The 18,077-nt window shown below is 33.6% G+C and carries 16 protein-coding genes; 9 read left to right on the plus strand and 7 right to left on the minus strand.

The window, feature by feature from the left end:
• Positions 1-2: 2 nt before the first annotated feature.
• The 5 genes from pyk to ABEG11_RS09550 all read right to left on the minus strand — a co-directional run bounded on the left by pyk (position 3) and on the right by ABEG11_RS09550 (position 4,471).
• Positions 3-1,433 (minus strand): pyruvate kinase, encoded by a 1,431-nt coding sequence (gene pyk / locus ABEG11_RS09530; RefSeq protein WP_348823939.1) that lies wholly within the window; start codon positions 1,431-1,433, stop codon positions 3-5.
• A gap of 5 nt (positions 1,434-1,438) precedes the next feature.
• Complete coding sequence (locus ABEG11_RS09535; RefSeq protein WP_348823940.1) at positions 1,439-1,927, minus strand: IPExxxVDY family protein; 489 nt, start codon at positions 1,925-1,927, stop codon at positions 1,439-1,441.
• 115 nt (positions 1,928-2,042) lie between these two features.
• Positions 2,043-2,783, minus strand: a complete 741-nt coding sequence (gene rnc / locus ABEG11_RS09540) for a ribonuclease III (RefSeq protein ID WP_348823941.1) — start codon at positions 2,781-2,783, stop codon at positions 2,043-2,045.
• A gap of 1 nt (position 2,784) precedes the next feature.
• Positions 2,785-4,044 (minus strand): beta-ketoacyl-ACP synthase II, encoded by a 1,260-nt coding sequence (fabF, locus tag ABEG11_RS09545; RefSeq protein ID WP_348823942.1) that lies wholly within the window; start codon positions 4,042-4,044, stop codon positions 2,785-2,787.
• 190 nt (positions 4,045-4,234) lie between these two features.
• Positions 4,235-4,471, minus strand: coding sequence for an acyl carrier protein (locus ABEG11_RS09550; protein ID WP_007137004.1), 237 nt, complete (start codon positions 4,469-4,471; stop codon positions 4,235-4,237).
• A gap of 175 nt (positions 4,472-4,646) precedes the next feature.
• Here ABEG11_RS09550 and purN point away from each other — a divergent pair, with 175 nt between their 5' ends.
• Entirely contained in the window at positions 4,647-5,210 is a 564-nt protein-coding gene (gene purN, locus ABEG11_RS09555) for a phosphoribosylglycinamide formyltransferase (RefSeq protein ID WP_348823943.1), read from the plus strand.
• Positions 5,211-5,215: 5 nt separating this feature from the next.
• Entirely contained in the window at positions 5,216-5,692 is a 477-nt protein-coding gene (gene rnhA / locus ABEG11_RS09560) for a ribonuclease HI (protein WP_348823944.1), read from the plus strand.
• Between the two features lie 79 nt (positions 5,693-5,771).
• On the opposite strand, the gene ABEG11_RS09565 is transcribed toward rnhA, so the two are convergent.
• Positions 5,772-6,119: a DUF6249 domain-containing protein gene (locus ABEG11_RS09565; protein WP_348823945.1), complete on the minus strand. Its 348-nt coding sequence runs from the start codon at positions 6,117-6,119 to the stop codon at positions 5,772-5,774.
• 258 nt (positions 6,120-6,377) lie between these two features.
• On the opposite strand from ABEG11_RS09565, the gene ABEG11_RS09570 reads away from it, so the two are divergent.
• The 4 genes from ABEG11_RS09570 (at position 6,378) to ABEG11_RS09585 (ending at position 10,533) form a co-directional block, all read left to right on the plus strand.
• Positions 6,378-6,965 carry an RNA polymerase sigma factor gene (locus ABEG11_RS09570; RefSeq protein ID WP_348823946.1) on the plus strand — a complete coding sequence of 196 codons (588 nt, stop codon included), beginning with the start codon at positions 6,378-6,380 and terminating at the stop codon, positions 6,963-6,965.
• A complete protein-coding gene (locus ABEG11_RS09575; RefSeq protein WP_348823947.1) occupies positions 6,949-7,344 on the plus strand; it encodes a hypothetical protein in 396 nt (131 codons plus the stop codon). The genes ABEG11_RS09570 and ABEG11_RS09575 overlap by 17 nt, the downstream gene beginning before the upstream one ends.
• Positions 7,345-7,571: 227 nt before the next feature.
• Entirely contained in the window at positions 7,572-8,495 is a 924-nt protein-coding gene (locus ABEG11_RS09580; RefSeq protein ID WP_348823948.1) for a PfkB family carbohydrate kinase, read from the plus strand.
• 139 nt (positions 8,496-8,634) lie between these two features.
• A complete protein-coding gene (locus tag ABEG11_RS09585; RefSeq protein WP_348823949.1) occupies positions 8,635-10,533 on the plus strand; it encodes an amidophosphoribosyltransferase in 1,899 nt (632 codons plus the stop codon).
• Between the two features lie 709 nt (positions 10,534-11,242).
• Here the strand turns inward: ABEG11_RS09585 and ABEG11_RS09590 are convergent.
• The gene (locus ABEG11_RS09590) at positions 11,243-11,851 is read right to left on the minus strand and encodes a superoxide dismutase (protein ID WP_348823950.1); all 609 of its coding nucleotides are present in this window, start codon (positions 11,849-11,851) and stop codon (positions 11,243-11,245) included.
• A 195-nt stretch (positions 11,852-12,046) separates the two neighbouring features.
• On the opposite strand from ABEG11_RS09590, the gene ABEG11_RS09595 reads away from it, so the two are divergent.
• The 3 genes from ABEG11_RS09595 to ABEG11_RS09605 all read left to right on the plus strand — a co-directional run bounded on the left by ABEG11_RS09595 (position 12,047) and on the right by ABEG11_RS09605 (position 18,056).
• Positions 12,047-15,220, plus strand: coding sequence for a UvrD-helicase domain-containing protein (locus ABEG11_RS09595; protein ID WP_348823951.1), 3,174 nt, complete (start codon positions 12,047-12,049; stop codon positions 15,218-15,220).
• Positions 15,221-15,293: 73 nt separating this feature from the next.
• The gene (gene kbl, locus ABEG11_RS09600) at positions 15,294-16,487 is read left to right on the plus strand and encodes a glycine C-acetyltransferase (RefSeq protein ID WP_348823952.1); all 1,194 of its coding nucleotides are present in this window, start codon (positions 15,294-15,296) and stop codon (positions 16,485-16,487) included.
• 111 nt (positions 16,488-16,598) lie between these two features.
• The gene (locus tag ABEG11_RS09605; protein ID WP_348823953.1) at positions 16,599-18,056 is read left to right on the plus strand and encodes an OmpA family protein; all 1,458 of its coding nucleotides are present in this window, start codon (positions 16,599-16,601) and stop codon (positions 18,054-18,056) included.
• Positions 18,057-18,077 lie beyond the last annotated feature (21 nt).

The following is an 18,077-nucleotide window of genomic DNA, read 5'->3' on the forward strand; positions in this document are numbered from 1 at the left end:
AATTATTCTATTTCAGAAACTCTTAAGGTATTTACCATCCCTTTTTCAGCAATAGGCATAGCAGCAAGATTGATTAAGAAATCACCTTTCTTTACAAAACCTTTTTCTTTTACAATATTGTTTACATCTACAACTGTATCGTCTGTACTAACTGATTTTTCATAATAAAATGATTTTACGCCCCATAATAAATTAAGCTGCGTTAAAATTCTTTTATTAGAAGTAAATACAAGAATATGGGCAGATGGTCTCCATGCCGAAATCTGGAAAGCAGTATAACCGCTATTTGTTAAAGTACAAATGGCTTTTGCTTTGATTGCATTGGCCATAATTGCCGCATGCTGACAGACTGTTTTAGTGATAAAACGATTTGTTCTTACCTGAGGAGAGTTTTGAGGAACTTGAATAAGCGGAGAATCTTCAACTGCTTCAAGAATTTGTGTCATTTTTTGAATTACTTGAACTGGATAGTTACCAGCTGCAGTTTCTCCAGAAAGCATTACCGCATCAGCACCATCCATAACCGAGTTCGCCACGTCATTTACTTCAGCACGGGTTGGAGTCAAGCTGTTAATCATTGTCTCCATCATTTGTGTTGCTACAATTACCGGGATTCTGGCAGTTTTGGCTCTTAAGATTAATTCTTTTTGAACTAATGGTACTTCATGAGCTGGAAGTTCAACTCCTAAATCACCTCTTGCAACCATCAGGGCATCACAGTATGCAACAATTCTGTCCATATTTTCTAATGCTTCTGGCATTTCGATTTTGGCAATAATTGGAATTTTGAATTCAGAATGTTTTGCAATTAATTCTTGTAAATCTTGTAAATCTCGTGGTGTTTTGACAAATGAAAGAGCGATCCAGTCTAACTTCATTTCTATTGCAAAAATGGCATCAGCAATGTCTTTTTCAGTTAATGCAGGTAATGAAATTTTTGTGTTTGGCAAATTCACCCCTTTTTTGGATTTCAATTCACCTCCTTGTACAACACGTGCAACTACTTCTGATTTTTTATCTGTTTCAACAATTTCAAAAATTAATTTTCCATCGTCAAGTAGTATTCTTTCTCCAGGATTAACATCATTTGGGAAATTCTTGTATTTCATGAATACTTTTTTTGAAGTCCCTATAATGTCTTCAGCTGTAGTAAAAGTGATTAAATCACCATCATTAACCACAACTCCATCTTCCATAACCCCAACTCTAAGCTTAGGGCCTTGTAAATCTCCAAGAATTCCAGTAGTGTATCCAAATTCTTCGTTTATACTGCGTATAATGTTGATTTTATTTTTAACATCTTCGTAGTCAGCATGAGAAAAATTTACTCTAAATACATTTACACCTGCCTCAATCATGTCCTTAATGACTTCTCGTGTACTGCATGCAGGCCCAAGTGTGGCTACAATTTTGGTTTTTTTGTTCGTAAGCATTTTTTTTAAAAAATTAAATTGTTTTTAGATTTTATCTTATTTATGTCGACAATATAGTTAGCAGCTATTTGTTCTATTGAATTCAGCTCACTTTGAATTTCATAAAGATTGGTGTCTACTTCACTGTTTTCTATCTTCAAAAAGTAATTTACTTTTTTAAATTCAGGGAGCATGTACACTTTTTTTGCTACTTCTATGTCAAAATTTGTAAACAAACCTTGATTGTCTTCTTTGTTTTTTTGAATGACTTCGTTTATATTCTGTATCAAATCCCAAGAAATATCTTTTTTCTTTTCATAATAATGAAATCTAGAAAAATGGACTTCCCCTTCCTTATCAGTAATTTGAATTTCTTTGATAGATTTATTCAGGTTTACATGAAGTTTTTGATTGATAAAATAAGCCAATCGGTAATCTTCTAATGTGGTGTGAATAGCGATAAGACTGTAATCTATTTCGTCAAATTCACCAAAATTCAATTTATGAATTGCCATGGTCATTAAAAAATAAGCTGTAAATATAATATTTCTAAATCAGTAAAAGCTTGGTTGCGTACTATGATTATGATATTTTATTAACGAAAACGATGTAGTTTTGATAATCATTTAGCTATTTTCTTTCAATTTTTTCTTGAAAAGCAAAGTAAGCACGTTGCGAAGCTTTTTCTTCTGCCTTCTTTTTTGAAGTAGCTCTAGCCTTTGCGATAACCTTGTCATCAATACTTAGTTTTACACCAAATAGTCTTTGTCCATCAATTGCGTTATCCTCAAAAATGTCATAATGAAATTGTTTTTTCTCTTTTTGGCACCATTCAATTACAAGGCTTTTGTAGCTAATGACTTTGCCTTCTAATCGGGCAATATTTACATAGGGTATTATGACTCTTTTCTGAATGAATTTTTCACAATATTCATATCCTTTATCCAGATAAATTGCTCCAATCAAGGATTCGAATATATTGCCATGTATGTTTTCGCCAAAATGATGTACTGGAACTTTGCTTTCTACAAATTCAATTAAGTTTAAGTCTTTGCCTAGTTCATTCAAATGTTCACGGCTTACTATTTTTGAGCGCATCTTTGTTAAATAGCCTTCGTCTCCCAATGGAGCTTCATTAAATAAATAGGCGGCAATAACTGAACTTAGCATAGCATCTCCCAAAAATTCAAGTCTTTCATAATTAATTGGATTACCTTTCAAATCTATGCGGTTTGAAGAACGATGCGTAAAAGCTTTCTTATAAAACTCTAGAGTTATTGGGTCAAATCCAAGTATATTTTGGATAGAATTAAAAAAAATCCCGTCTTCTTGAGAACGGGATTTTGAGAATATTTTTTTTAGAAAACGCATTTTATGCTTTATAATCTAATTTTTTAAACAATACGCACGCATTATGTCCACCAAAACCAAAAGTATTACTCATAGCAACATTTACTTCTCTTTTTTGAGGCTTGTTTAATGTAAGGTTTAATGATGGATCAATACTTTCATCAACTGTTGTATGATTAATTGTTGGAGGAACAATACCATGTACCATTGCCAAAATAGACGCAATAGCTTCAATCGCTCCAGCTGCACCTAGTAAATGCCCTGTCATTGATTTAGTCGAATTGATATTAATTGTTTTTGCATGATCTCCAAAAACAGCACTAATTGCTTTTAATTCAGCTACATCTCCTAATGGAGTAGAAGTTCCGTGAGTATTGATATGATCCACATCTTCTGGATTCATGCCAGCATCTCTCAATGTGTTTTTCATTACTGCAATAACTCCAATTCCTTCTGGATGTGGTGCTGTTAAGTGATAGGCATCAGATGACATTCCGCCACCGCCAATTTCACAATAAATTTTTGCGCCTCTAGCTATTGCATGTTCATACTCCTCAAGTACCAAAGCTCCCGCTCCTTCTCCTAAAACGAAACCATCTCTCGTGGCATCAAAGGGTCTTGAAGCAGTTTCCGGGCTTTCATTTCTTGTAGATAAAGCATGCATAGAATTAAAACCTCCCATACCTGCAATAGTAATTGCAGCTTCTGATCCGCCTGATATAATTACATCGCACATTCCAAGGCGAATGTAGTTAAAAGCATCAATTAATGCATTTGCAGATGATGCACATGCAGAGACAGTCGTATAATTTGGTCCCATATAGCCATTTCGCATTGAAATATGGGCAGGAGCTATATCGGCAATCATTTTAGGAATAAAAAATGGATTGAATTTTGGGTTTCCATCACATTTCGTATAATAGATTACTTCTTCCTGAAATGTTTCTAAACCTCCAATTCCAGCTCCCCAGATAACACCAACTCTTTGTTTATCGACATTGTTGTCAGTAAGTCCAGCATCTTTGATAGCTTCATCACTTGCCGCAACAGCATATTGAGCAAATTTGTCTAGTCTTCTGGATTCTTTACGATCCATAAAATCTTCAATGTTGAAGTTTTTAACTTCACAGGCAAATTTTGTTTTATGCTTTTCTGTATCATAATATGTGATAGGAGCAGCTCCGCTGACTCCATTCACAAGTGCGTCCCAATATTCTTGAATATTATTTCCAATGGGAGTAAGAGCTCCAAGGCCTGTTACAACAACTCTTCTTAAAACCATAAACGTTTATTTTTGTTATCTTTTAACAAATAAAACCCATGCTTTTTATACTATAAGAAAGTAAATAAAAGTATCATGGGTATATATTGTAAATATAAATTTGATTGAAATACAATCGAATATTTAATTTATTCAAATAATAACACCCGATTAAAAAATTATAAAATTTTAGTAATCGGGTGTGTAATTATTATTTTTTGGCTTCCTCGATGTAAGAGATAGCTTGACCTACAGTAGCAATGTTTTCTGCTTGATCGTCTGGAATCTGAATATCAAATTCTTTTTCGAATTCCATAATAAGCTCAACAGTGTCTAATGAGTCAGCTCCCAAATCATTAGTGAAGCTTGCTTCTGTTACAACTTCGTTTTCGTCAACACCTAATTTGTCTACGATAATCGCTTTTACTCTTGATGCAATGTCTGACATAATCTTTAATTTTAGAATTTAATTTGTTGGCAAAAATAAAAAACTTTATTTTAAAACCACGATTTAGTTTATAAATGTAACACTAATTTATAAAATTAATTTCAAGAAAGGTGATTTCATGTTATTTATTTTCGATTTTTATTCCGTTTTTTGCAACTTCAAAATTACATAAATTATGAAAAAAATTATCGTTTTTGCCTCAGGATCAGGAACTAATGCTGAAAATATTATAAAATATTTTGCGAAAACTGAAATTGCCCGTGTAGTTTCTGTCTTCACTAATAATGCTTCAGCAAAAGTTATTGAAAGAGCAAAAAATCATATAATTCCTGTTGAAATTTTCTCAAAACAAGAACTTTTAGAAAGAACTGTCTTACATAAAATAGAAAAAATCGACCCAGATCTGATCGTGTTGGCTGGTTTCTTACTAAAGTTTCCAGAAAATATAATTGAAAAATATCCGAATAAAATAATAAATATTCATCCTGCATTGCTGCCTGATTATGGAGGCAAAGGAATGTATGGGATGCACATACACAGGGCGATAGTTAATAATAAAGAAAAAGAAACTGGAATTTCTATCCATTATGTTAATGAACATTATGATGAAGGCGGTATTATTTTCCAGAAAAATGTTGCACTTACAGACGATGATACTCCAGAAACTGTAGCTGAAAAAATTCATGAACTGGAACAAAGGTATTTCCCAGAAGTTATTCAGACAATTTTACAGCAGTAATCTAAATGGGACATGAAGTTCATATATATACAGATGGAGCTGCAAAAGGAAATCCCGGAAATGGGGGTTATGGCGTAGTAATGGAATTGGTTGGAACGCCCCATAAAAAAGAATTTTATGAGGGTTTCAGGCTTACTACTAATAATAGGATGGAGCTTTTGGCTGTAATTGTAGGTTTAGAAAAACTAAAAAAAGCCAACATGAAGGTTCTGGTTATTTCGGATTCAAAATATGTGGTTGATTCTATTGAAAAGAAATGGGTTTTGGGCTGGGAGAAAAAAAAATTCGCAGGCAGGAAAAATCCAGATCTATGGAAAAGATTCCTTATTGCTTACAGAAAACATCAGGTTGATTTTAAATGGATAAAGGGACATAATAATCATCCTCAGAATGAAAGATGTGATGAATTGGCTGTAATGGCATCTATGCAGCCAAAGCTTTCGGTTGATGTTTATTATGAAACAATTGGCTCAAAAGAATAAAAAAAGCGTCTGAAACCACTGTTTCAAACGCTTTATAATCGTTGTCAAAAAGTACTAACTAAACGGACTAAACGATTTTTTATTCTTTATCTAAATCTTTTGCCCTGTGAAATCCTACAAGCAAGCCAACTCCAGACATAGTAATAATTGTGGCTGGATATATAACATCCGAATTCATTTCTGTGTAAGTCGAAAGCAATAGAGCGATAAAAAAACCAAGCCCAATTCCGATTAAAAGGAAAGCGGTATTCAAAACAAGGATTTTCCATGCTGGAACTCCATTGGTTTTGCCTTTAAAAAAAATGCTGGCGTCAACTCCTTTCTCTATAAGTGCTAAGCGTTCTCGATTTCTGGTTGAATAAATAAGATAGAAAATCCCGAAGATCATCATAAAAAGGCTAATTGGAATTAAAATTTGTGGTCCCATAATTTAATGTTTTTTAATTGATTGATACTTCATATGACGAGGTGATTTTTATCAAGGTTACAAGAAAATAAAAAAAAATGCTAATTTAAAGTTGTAAATCTGCAATACGTCTGATTATCAGGTAATTTTGATATTGTTATTTTATTTGCCAAGATAATTGTTAAATGTTCTTTGTAGAGAACCAGGCTTTAAAATTATAATAGCAGAAATTTTGTAGAAAACTGTAACCTTGATAAAGACATTGCCGTCTTACATACTATGGGTATTCTAAATGATCAGCATTATATAGATAAAATTATGCTCGGCGAAACAAATGCGTTTGCTGTGCTGGTAGACCGTTATAAGGATATGATATTTACTTTGGCCATAAAAATGGTTAAAAACAATGAAGAAGCTGAAGAAGCTGCGCAGGATACTTTTATCAAAATTTATAATTCGCTGAGCAAGTTTAAGGGAGAGTCCAAGTTTTCGACCTGGATTTATAAGATAGCTTACAATACTTGCATAGACCGTTTGAAGAAAAACAAAAAAGAAGAAAATAACATATCGATAGATGAATTTTCGGCAGATTTAATTAAAACAATGGATAATGCCTTGAATGCTTTAAAAGAAAATGAACGAAAGCAAACAATTCAAGATTGTTTAAATTTGCTGTCTGGCGATGAGAATTTTTTGCTGACTTTATTTTATTTTGAAGATCAGAGCCTGGAAGAAATTGGCAAAGTCATGAATATTACGGCTAATAATGTAAAAGTAAAATTATTTAGAAGCCGACAGAAATTAGCAGTTATTTTAAAAAAGCAGTTAGAACCAGAAATTATAGATTGCTATGGAAAAGAGCGATAAAAATATGGAAGATTTTATTGAAAAAATGATGGGCAACGATGCTTTGCAATCGCCATCAATTGACTTTACTGCCAAAATAATGTCTCAGATCCAAGTGGCCGAAGAGCGCAAAAATAAAATTTACACGCCTTTGATTTCCAGTAGGGTTTGGTTTTGTATTATCTTAAGCTTAATAATAATTGGTGTATATGCTTCTCTTTATTCAGGTACTGAAAGCAGTTTAGAAATTGAAAATGATTATTCAGAAAGAATTTTGGCTTTCTATTCAGGATTTCATTTGTCCAAAAATGTGCTGTATGCCGTTCTGATAGTTCCAGTTATGATTCTGGTTCAGGTTGGATTATTAAAAAATTATTTTGACAAGAGATATCAATTTTAAAATACTCTTTGTTTGATCGTTGGAAAAATTAAATTTTTTAAAAAAAGATGCAATTTGTAAGTAGAAATCCTTTTTTAAGATGGACACTATTCAGTTCTAATTGATTTATCTGTAATGATTTAAACTTTAAAAGGGTTATTATTTTTTTGTGAAAATTTTGAGATTGATAGCCTTTGCAATATTGCAACTTATGGACTATCTTTGCACCCTAATTCGAAACTCACATAATGAATAAATTATTGATTGTTGGAACAGTAGCTTTCGACGCAATTGAAACTCCATTTGGAAAAACAGATAAAATTCTAGGCGGAGCAGCAACATATATTGGAATTTCCGCTTCTTTTTTTAATGTAAAATCAGCGATAGTTTCTGTAGTTGGTGACGACTTTCCACAAGAATATTTAGATTTATTGACCAATAGAAATATTGATATCTCTGGAATCGAAGTTGTTAAGGGAGGCAAAACTTTCTTCTGGAGCGGATTGTACCACAACGATTTGAATTCAAGAGATACTTTGGTGACGGAACTAAATGTCCTGGCCGATTTTCAGCCAAAAGTTCCCCAAGACTATAAAAATGCCGAAATTGTAATGCTAGGAAATTTACATCCTTTAGTACAGAGCAGTGTTTTGGATCAAATGGAAACTAAACCAAAATTAGTAGTTCTGGATACTATGAATTTTTGGATGGACTGTGCCCTGCCGGAATTATTAGACATCATCAAAAGAGTAGATGTTATTACGATAAATGATGAAGAAGCACGCCAGCTTTCTGGTGAGTATTCATTAGTGAAAGCTGCTGCCAAAATTCATGAGCTGGGACCAGAATATGTGGTAATCAAAAAAGGAGAACACGGAGCGTTATTGTTCCATGGAAAAGAAATTTTCTTTGCACCGGCATTGCCATTAGAAGAAGTTTTTGATCCAACTGGTGCTGGAGATACCTTTGCAGGAGGTTTTTCGGGGTATATTGCACAAAGCGAGAATGTTTCTTTTGATAATATGAAAAATGCAATAATTTATGGTTCGAATCTAGCTTCTTTCTGTGTTGAGAAATTTGGTACAGAAAGGATGGTTGATTTAGATGAAAATGAAGTGGTCTCAAGATTAAAACAGTTCAAATCTCTGACCCAGTTTAATATAGAATTATAATGTTCTAAAGCCTCGATGTGAGGCTTTTTTTAATTAATGCAGTCAAAATTTATGATACACAGTACGAATTTGCTTCGTATTTAGTTTAAAAGAGTTATACAGATACCAATAAATACCAACAACTACAAACAACAGAACAATGAGTGACGCTTTAAAACACGAATGTGGGATAGCTTTAGTTAGACTTTTAAAACCTCTTGAATTCTACAAAGAAAAGTACGGTACTGCTTTTTATGGCATACAAAAAATGTATTTAATGATGGAGAAACAGCATAATCGTGGTCAGGACGGTGCTGGTTTTGCAAGTATTAAAATGGATGTAGAACCTGGCGAAAGATACATAAGCCGTGTTCGTTCTAATCATGCACAGCCAATTCAAGATGTTTTCAAGCAGATAAATGAGAGGGTAAATGAAGAAATGGAGGCTCATCCAGAGTATGCAGATAACGTTAAGCAGCTAAAAGCCAATATTCCATATATAGGAGAATTGTATTTAGGACACGTTCGTTACGGAACTTTTGGAAAAAACAGCATAGAAAGCGTGCATCCATTTTTGCGTCAGAGCAATTGGATGCATAGAAATTTAATTCTGGCAGGAAACTTTAATATGACGAATGTTAAGGAGCTTTTTCAGAATTTAGTTGAGCTAGGACAGCACCCGAAAGAAATGGCTGATACCGTTACCGTAATGGAAAAAATCGGGCATTTTCTTGACAAAGAAGTAATGCAATTATATCAAGACTGCAAAGCCGAAGGTTATTCTAAAAGAGAAGCTTCTCCAGTTATTGCTGAAAGGCTTGATATTGCTAAAATTTTAGCACGATCTTCTAAAAATTTAGATGGAGGATATGCTATGGCCGGTCTTTTGGGTCATGGTGATGCTTTTGTTTTTAGAGACCCTGCAGGAATTCGTCCAGCATATTTTTATCAGGATGATGAAATTGTGGTTGTAGCTTCTGAAAGACCAGTTATTCAGACTGTTTTTAATGTTCCTTTTGAAGAAGTAAAAGAAATTGATCCAGGAAGCGCTTTGATTATTAAGAAAAATGGAGATATTTCTATGAAGGAAATTTTAACTCCAACAGTAAAAAAAGCATGTTCGTTTGAGCGTATCTATTTTTCAAGAGGAAGCGATGCTGAAATCTATCAGGAAAGAAAAAAACTTGGAAAACTGATTTTGCCTGCTGTATTGGAATCTATTGATAATGATACAGACAACACAGTTTTTTCATACATTCCAAATACAGCCGAAACTTCTTTTTATGGATTGGTTGAAGCTGCTCAGGACTTTTTAAATCAAAGAAAGACGAATTTCATTCTTGAAAACAAAGATACGTTAACAGTTGACTCTCTGGAAAAATTACTTTCTGTAAAAATTAGAACTGAAAAAGTTGCTATAAAAGACGCTAAGCTGAGAACTTTTATTACCGAAGACAGCAGCAGAGATGATTTGGTTGCCCACGTTTATGACGTTACCTATGGAGTAATCAAGCCAACAGACAATCTTGTTATTATTGATGACAGTATTGTAAGAGGGACAACTCTTAAAATGAGTATCATAAAGATGATGGATCGTTTAAAGCCCAAAAGAATTGTAATAGTTTCTTCTGCACCGCAGATACGTTTTCCTGACTGCTATGGAATTGATATGGCGAAACTGGAAGGTTTAGTTGCCTTTAGAGCAGCCTTAGAACTGTTGAAAGAAAGAAACATGTATCATATTGTTGATGAGGTCTATGCTAAATGTAAAGCACAGGAAAACTATCATGATACTGATGTTGTGAATTATGTCACTGCAATATATGATTCTTTCACTTCTCAGGAAATCTCAGATAAGATTGCCGAAATGCTTAGTTCATCAGATATTAACGCAGAAGTAAAGATTATTTTCCAAACAGTAGAAGATTTACATACAGCTTGTCCAAAAAATTTAGGAGACTGGTACTTTACTGGGGATTATCCAACTCCAGGAGGTAATCGTGTGGTTAATAGGGCCTTCATGAATTTTTATGAAGGTAAGGATGCAAGAGCTTATTAAGCAGAATTGTCGATTATCGAGTATGTAGGTATTTTATCGAATTTATTTTTTAAAACATTACTGCTAAAGTATATTTGTTCTACCATAATTTAGTAGGTTAAGTTTATGGTAGATTTGGGGCAAAAAGGGTGAAAGTAATATTTCACCTTTTTTATTGGAAAAAACTCAGTTTTGTCTTTTTTTTATTTCATGAGCAAATAATTGAAATAAAACTTATTGAATTACAGTTGATTATCTCTTAAACGATTTTATAGTACATTCATCGAAAATAATATATAGATCATTAATTTCAATGTACATTTGGCTACCATAATTTTTAGTAGGTTAAGTTTATGGTAGATTTGGGGCAAAAAAGGTGAAAGTAACATTTCACCTTTTTTATTTTTTAAGGTTAATTTTGTGATTCCGTTCATAATTAAGTTTTTTGACAAATGATATCAAAAAGTGTTGAAAATCAAGTATTTATACTTTAAACGATTTTATAAGCTTTTTATCGAAAAAAATATATAAATGAATAATTTCAATGTATATTTGACTACCATAATTTTTAGTAGGTTAAGTTTATGGTAGATTTGGGGCAAAAAGGGTGAAAGTAACATTTCACCTTTTTTATTTTATAGAGGAAGAAGATAGATTACAGAATAAAGAAAAGTAAAACTAAAAATCATAAAAAAAGACGGACAATCAAGTCCGTCTTTTCTCTAAAAAATTATTTCTCTAAAGCAAAACGTCTAGATACTTCTGTCCAGTTAATTACATTAAAAAAAGCTTCAATATAATCTGGTCTTCTGTTTTGGTAGTTTAAGTAGTAAGCATGCTCCCAGACATCCATTCCTAAAATTGGAGTGCCTCCACATCCTGTTTCAGGCATTAATGGATTGTCTTGGTTTGGTGTTCCGCATACTTCAAGTTTTCCTCCTTTTTGTACACATAACCAAGCCCATCCTGAACCAAATTGTGTAGCCCCGGCTTTAGCAAATTTTGCTTTAAATTCTTCAAAAGTTCCAAAAGAGCTTTCAATTGCCTCTAGTAATTCACCAGTTGGCAATCCGCCTCCGTCTGGAGACATAACAGTCCAAAATAAGTTGTGGTTGTAAAAACCACCACCATTATTGCGAACTGCAGCATTTGCTTTATCCAGGTTTATCAAGATATTTTCAATAGTTTTTCCTTCCAAATCTGTTCCCGCAATTGCAGCATTCAAGTTTGTAGTGTAAGCATTGTGATGTTTTGTATGGTGGATTTCCATTGTACGCGCATCAATATGTGGTTCTAATGCGTCATACGCATAAGGTAATTGTGGTAATTCAAAAGCCATAATATAGTTGTTTAATGATTTATAAAATTATTCAAATTTAAACATTTAACTTTGGAATTGAAAATTCTATTTAGTTATAATTTCATCAAATAAAATGATGATAGAAATTAAAATTATTAAAATCATTGCAATAAGGAGCTGTTTCCCGCTGTAATTCAACAGGATTTGTTTTCAAAATAAATATAGACTTAAAATATGGAAAGACCTTCTTTCGCTATTTACGATGCTTCGGCAGGTTCCGGAAAAACATACGCTCTTGTCAAAGAATACCTGAAAATTATTCTGACGGCACAAAAGAATGATGCTTATCGAAACATTCTCGCCATTACGTTTACCAACAAGGCGGTTCACGAAATGAAAAGCAGAATCGTGGGCAGTCTGTCTGAATTTGCCAAAGAGGAACCTACAAAAAAAGCACAGGATTTAATGCAGGATTTGGCTAGGGAAACACAGCTTTCGATTATCCAGATCAAAACCAAGTCACAGCAGATTATTAAACACATAATTCATAATTATGCTGCTTTTGATATTTCTACTATTGATAAATTTACGCACAAGGTTATTCGTGCTTTTGCTCACGATTTGGGTTTGCCAATGACTTTTGAAGTGAGTCTGGATACCGAAAATCTTCTGATTGAAGCCGTTGATGCCATTATTGCCAAAGCTGGCGATGATGATATTTTAACAAAGCTGTTAGTAGATTTTACCATAGAAAAAACCGACGATGATAAATCTTGGGACATTTCCCGTGAAATTCTGGAAACCGGAAAATTAGTGCTCAACGAAAATAACCGAAATGAGATTCTTCATTTTCATGATAAATCAATAAGTGATTTTATTGTTGTAAAAGAAAAACTATTACAAGTTTGCAAGGATTTGGAAGAACAAAATGCAACTCTTGCCAAAACACTTTTACAAATGATTGATACGAATGCAATCGACTTAAAGTCATTTTCAAGAGGAACTTTTCCAAATCATCTTCAAAGCATCGCAGAGGGTAGATTCAACTCAAAGAATAAAATGTTTCGTGAGTTTGAAGATATTGCAATCAATAAAACGGCAAAAGATAGAGTTATAATCGAAAACCTGATTCCTGATTTATTGCTAAGCCTTGCTGAAATATATAAAAATTTTGAAAAACGAAATTTCTACAAGGCATTCTTGAGAAATATTACTCCCTTGTCACTGTTAAATACGGTCAGTAATGAATTGGAGAAAATTCAAAGTGAACAAAACATTCTCTCAATAACAGAGTTCAATGCTATTATCCATCGTGAAATTCAAAATCAGCCAGCTCCTTTTATATATGAACGATTGGGCGAGCGCTATCGTCACTTTTTTATAGATGAATTTCAGGATACTTCGCAAATGCAGTGGCAAAATTTGATTCCCCTCATCGATAATGCGCTTGCCGGTCAAGACGATTTAGGACAAAAAGGAACGTTGATGATTGTGGGCGATCCCAAACAATCCATTTACAGATGGCGTGGCGGAAAAGCAGAACAGTTTATCGAATTAAGTAAAGACCAAAATCCTTTCAGCAATCCTGATAAAAAATTGGAACATTTAGACAAGAATTACCGTAGTTATTCACAGGTAATCGAATTTAATAATGATTTTTTTAAATTGTTATCCAGCGAATTCAATAATGCTGATTATAAGGATTTGTATGAAAATCATAGTCATCAAAAGATAAATGATAAAATTGGAGGTTATGTAAATATTTCTTTTTTGCCACAAATTGAAGAACAGGAAGGAGATGAAGAAGTCTTGGATAAAACCGAACAATATGTTTTGGCAACCTTAAATACTATTCAAAAAGTCATTCAAACCGGTTTTGAATATAAGGATATTGTAATTCTCACCCGAAAAAGAAGTCAGGGAGTTGCTGTTGCCAATTATTTAACGGAGCAAGGCATTCCTCTTTTGTCTTCAGAAACCTTGATGATTCAAAACGCTACCGAAGTCCGATTAATTATTCATATATTAAGGTATTTAAAAAATAGTTCCGATTTGGAGTCAAAGGCTAATTTTTTGCAGTACTTGGCTCAAAACAAGCAAAATCAATTGCCTGTTCATGATTTTATTGCGGAAGGGATGGATAAAAAAGAGGAAATGGTTTTCGAAAAATGGCTTGAGAATTGTAATATAGAACTCTCTTTTGAAAACATCAGAAAGAAATCATTGTATGAAGCTGTAGAAATTATCATTTCAAAATTTCTAAAAACCAATGATAGTTTGGGGCTATTGCCTTCGGGAACCGCTTATGTTCAATATTTTCTTGATTTGGTTTTAGAAAGAGATGTTAGCAATCAGGCTGGAATCTCAGATTTTTTAAATTATTGGGACAAAAACTCTGAAAAATTCAGCATTCCTTCTCCCGAAGGGACTAATGCTGTACGAATAATGACTATTCATAAATCAAAAGGTTTGGAATTTCCAGTTGTGATTATGCCTTTTGCAGAAGAAGATTATAACAGAAAACCAAAAGACAAGCTATGGCTTAATTCTGAGGAACAAGATTTGGATATGCCAAAAGTGCTAGTCGATAATAGTAGCGCAATTGAAGAATTTGGTGAAGAAGCTTCTTTGGTTTATAATTTAAAAAAGCAAGAAGAATTATTGGATAATATAAATGTATTGTACGTTGCTTTGACAAGGGCAGAAGAGCAATTATATGTTATCTCTCAAAATGTAAAGCCGAGGAAAGATGGAGAATATCCAAGTAATATGGCATCCTTTTTTATAAAATACTTAATTCAAAAAGAAATTTATGATGAAAATATAATCGAATATCCATTTGGGAATCCCGAAAAATTATCAATACATAAGAAGTATATTGATATGACAAAAAACATTCCTATTGTTTCGGAGGTGATGAATCCAAAGAATATAAAAATTGCACAGAAAGAGGCACTAATGTGGGGGACACATCAACAGGAAGCAATTGAATTTGGGAATGTTATACATGAGATTCTTTCTTTTATAACTACAAAAAATGATGTGGATTTGGCAATTAACAGAGCTATTGAAAATGGGTTGATTACAATGTTACAGAAAGAGGCAGTCGCAGAGGCTATTCTTAAAATAATAAATCATCAAGATTTGGCAGAGTATTTCGCTGATGGAAATGAAGTTTTGAATGAGAAAACGATAATTCAAAAAGAGGCAGGCACTATTAAACCTGATCGAATAGTAATCAATAAAGTCAAGGAAGCTTTTTTGTTGGACTATAAAACGGGTGTTCATAATTCGAAATATAAATATCAATTAGAAAATTATCAAAATGCTATTGAGAAGATGGGTTTTCGGGTGATAAAAAAATCGCTTGTTTATATAGGAGTCGAAATCGATGTAGTACATTTGTAAAAAACAAACAAAATCACTCTATTAAGTTAGAATTTTGTATATTGATAACTTTAGGATTTAAAAACAGAAAATAATGTACGGTAAAATTCAGGAATACTTGCAATCAGAACTTCGAGCTATTGAAGAAAATGGAATTTTTAAAAAAGAAAGAATAATTACTTCGCCTCAGGGTGCAGAAATAACCATTTCTACGGGAGAAAAAGTTTTAAATTTTTGTGCCAATAATTATCTGGGGCTTTCTTCACACCCTGAGGTTATTCAGGCAGCTAAAGATGCGATGGATACACATGGTTTTGGAATGTCATCTGTGCGTTTTATTTGTGGAACACAGGATATTCATAAAACACTGGAAAAAAAGATAGCTGATTTCTATGGTACAGAAGATACTATATTATACGCTGCGGCTTTTGATGCAAATGGAGGGGTTTTTGAGCCATTGTTTGGAGAAAATGATGCGATTATATCTGATAGTTTGAATCATGCTTCTATCATAGATGGTGTACGTTTGTGTAAAGCGGCCCGCTATCGTTATGAGAACAGCAATATGGAGGATTTGGAACAGCAATTAATTAAGGCAAATGAATCTGGAGCGCGTTTCAAAATAATAGTTACTGATGGCGTTTTTTCTATGGACGGAGTAGTGGCTCTATTGGATAAGATTTGTGATTTAGCAGATAAATATGATGCTCTGGTTATGGTTGATGAATGTCATGCTGCAGGCTTCATAGGAGCAACAGGCAAAGGTACGCTTGAAGCAAAAGGCGTTATGGGCCGTGTGGATATCATTACAGGGACTTTAGGAAAAGCATTGGGAGGAGCAATGGGTGGATATACTACTGCCAAAAAAGAAATAATTGAATTATTACGTCAGCGTTCAAGACCCTATTTGTTTTCCAATTCTTTGGCTCCAGCAATCGTAGGAGCTTCCATAAAGGTCTTTGAGTTATTGGAAAGAGATACGGTCTTAAGGGATAAATTAGAATGGAATACCAATTATTTTAAAGAAGGAATGAAAAAAGCCGGTTTTGACATAGTAGAAGGAGATTCGGCGATTGTACCGGTTATGTTGTATGATGCAAAATTGGCACAAACTATGGCTAATGAGTTATTAAAGGAAGGAGTATATGTGATTGGGTTCTTTTTTCCAGTTGTTCCTAAGGATAAAGCAAGGATAAGAGTGCAATTGTCGGCTGCTCATACAAAAGATCATTTGGATAAAACAATAAATGCTTTTGTAGCTGTCGGTAAGAGACTTGCTGTAATATAATTGTTAAATTTTATATTTGATGAGTGTTTTATTTAACAATTTATTTTGATGTTACAGAAAATCGTCCTATTTTTGTTTCAAATTAACTAATTGTAATTAAAATAACAAGGTATGAAACATCTTAACAAACTTTTAGTTGCTGTAACAATGGTGATGGGATTGAACTCTCAAGCACAGGACAGTAACAATAAATGGGCAGTCGGTTTTGGAGTAAACGCGGTTGACTACAGATCTAGTGCTGGTGATGGCTTTCCAAGTCAATTTGACCAGCCATTTAAAGTAAGCGACAACTGGAATATTCTTCCTTCAGTTTCTTATATTAACGTTTCTAGATACGTAGGGAGTGGTTTTATAGTAGGTCTTACAGGTTCTATTAATCAAATTGATAAATTTGTTGTGCCTGTGCCAGGAAAAACTTGGGATGGACCTAATGACTATGCTGCAGTAAATCCTGGAGATTTAATGTACTATGGTATTGATGCAACTGCTACTTATAGTTTCATGGAATTAATCAAATCTAAAGTATTAGAGCCTACATTAAGTGTTGGTGCTGGTTATACTTTCTTAGGAGATGAGAGCTATGGTACAGTTAACCCAGGAGTTGGACTGAATGTTTGGTTTACTGAAAATGTTGGTCTTTCATTGTTAGGAACTTACAAAAAATCTTTTGGAGATAGAGTATATTCTGGTACAAACACTCCAGATGCACCTTCTTACACACAATATTCTGCAGGTCTTACATTCAAGTTTGGTGCTAAAGATACTGATGGAGATGGAATTTATGACAAAGATGATGCTTGTCCAGATGTTGCAGGTTTAAAACAATTCAACGGTTGTCCTGATACTGATGCTGATGGTATCGAAGATTCTAAAGATAAATGTCCTACTGTTGCTGGTACTGCTGAATTCCAAGGTTGTGCAGATACAGATGGAGACGGTGTAGCTGATCCAGATGATGCTTGTCCTTCAGTTGCAGGTTTAAAACAATTCCAAGGTTGTCCTGATACAGATGGTGATGGTGTAACTGATGCTTCAGATAAATGTCCTACAGTTGCTGGTCCAGCTTCAAACGGAGGATGTCCTGAATTAGATTCTGATAAAGATGGTGTAATTGACAAACAAGATGCTTGTCCTACTGTACCTGGTCCTGCTAGTAACAAAGGATGTCCAGAAGTAACTGAGCAAGTATTACAAGATCTTAAAGTTCAAGCTAGAGCAGTATACTTTGTAACTGGTAAAGCTATATTAGCTACTGCTGATAAAGGAGCTACAGATGGTAGATTGGAAGCAATTAAAGAAATTCTTAAAAACTATCCTAATGCTAAATTTGCTATAGAAGGCCACACAGATAATACTGGTAGCGTTAAAGTAAATCAAAAACTATCTGAAGATAGAGCTAAAGTTGTTATGGACAAGTTAATTGAAAAAGGTGTTAACCCTGCTAACTTAACTTCAGCTGGTTATGGTTCAACTAAACCAGTAGCTTCTAACAAAACTAAAGAAGGTAGAGCTCTTAACAGAAGAACTGAAATTAGACACATAGGAACAGTATACGAAGGTAAATTGTAATCTATTATCTAAATAATTTTT

This window comes from Flavobacterium aestuarii, assembly GCF_040049115.1.
GTDB lineage: Bacteria > Bacteroidota > Bacteroidia > Flavobacteriales > Flavobacteriaceae > Flavobacterium > Flavobacterium aestuarii.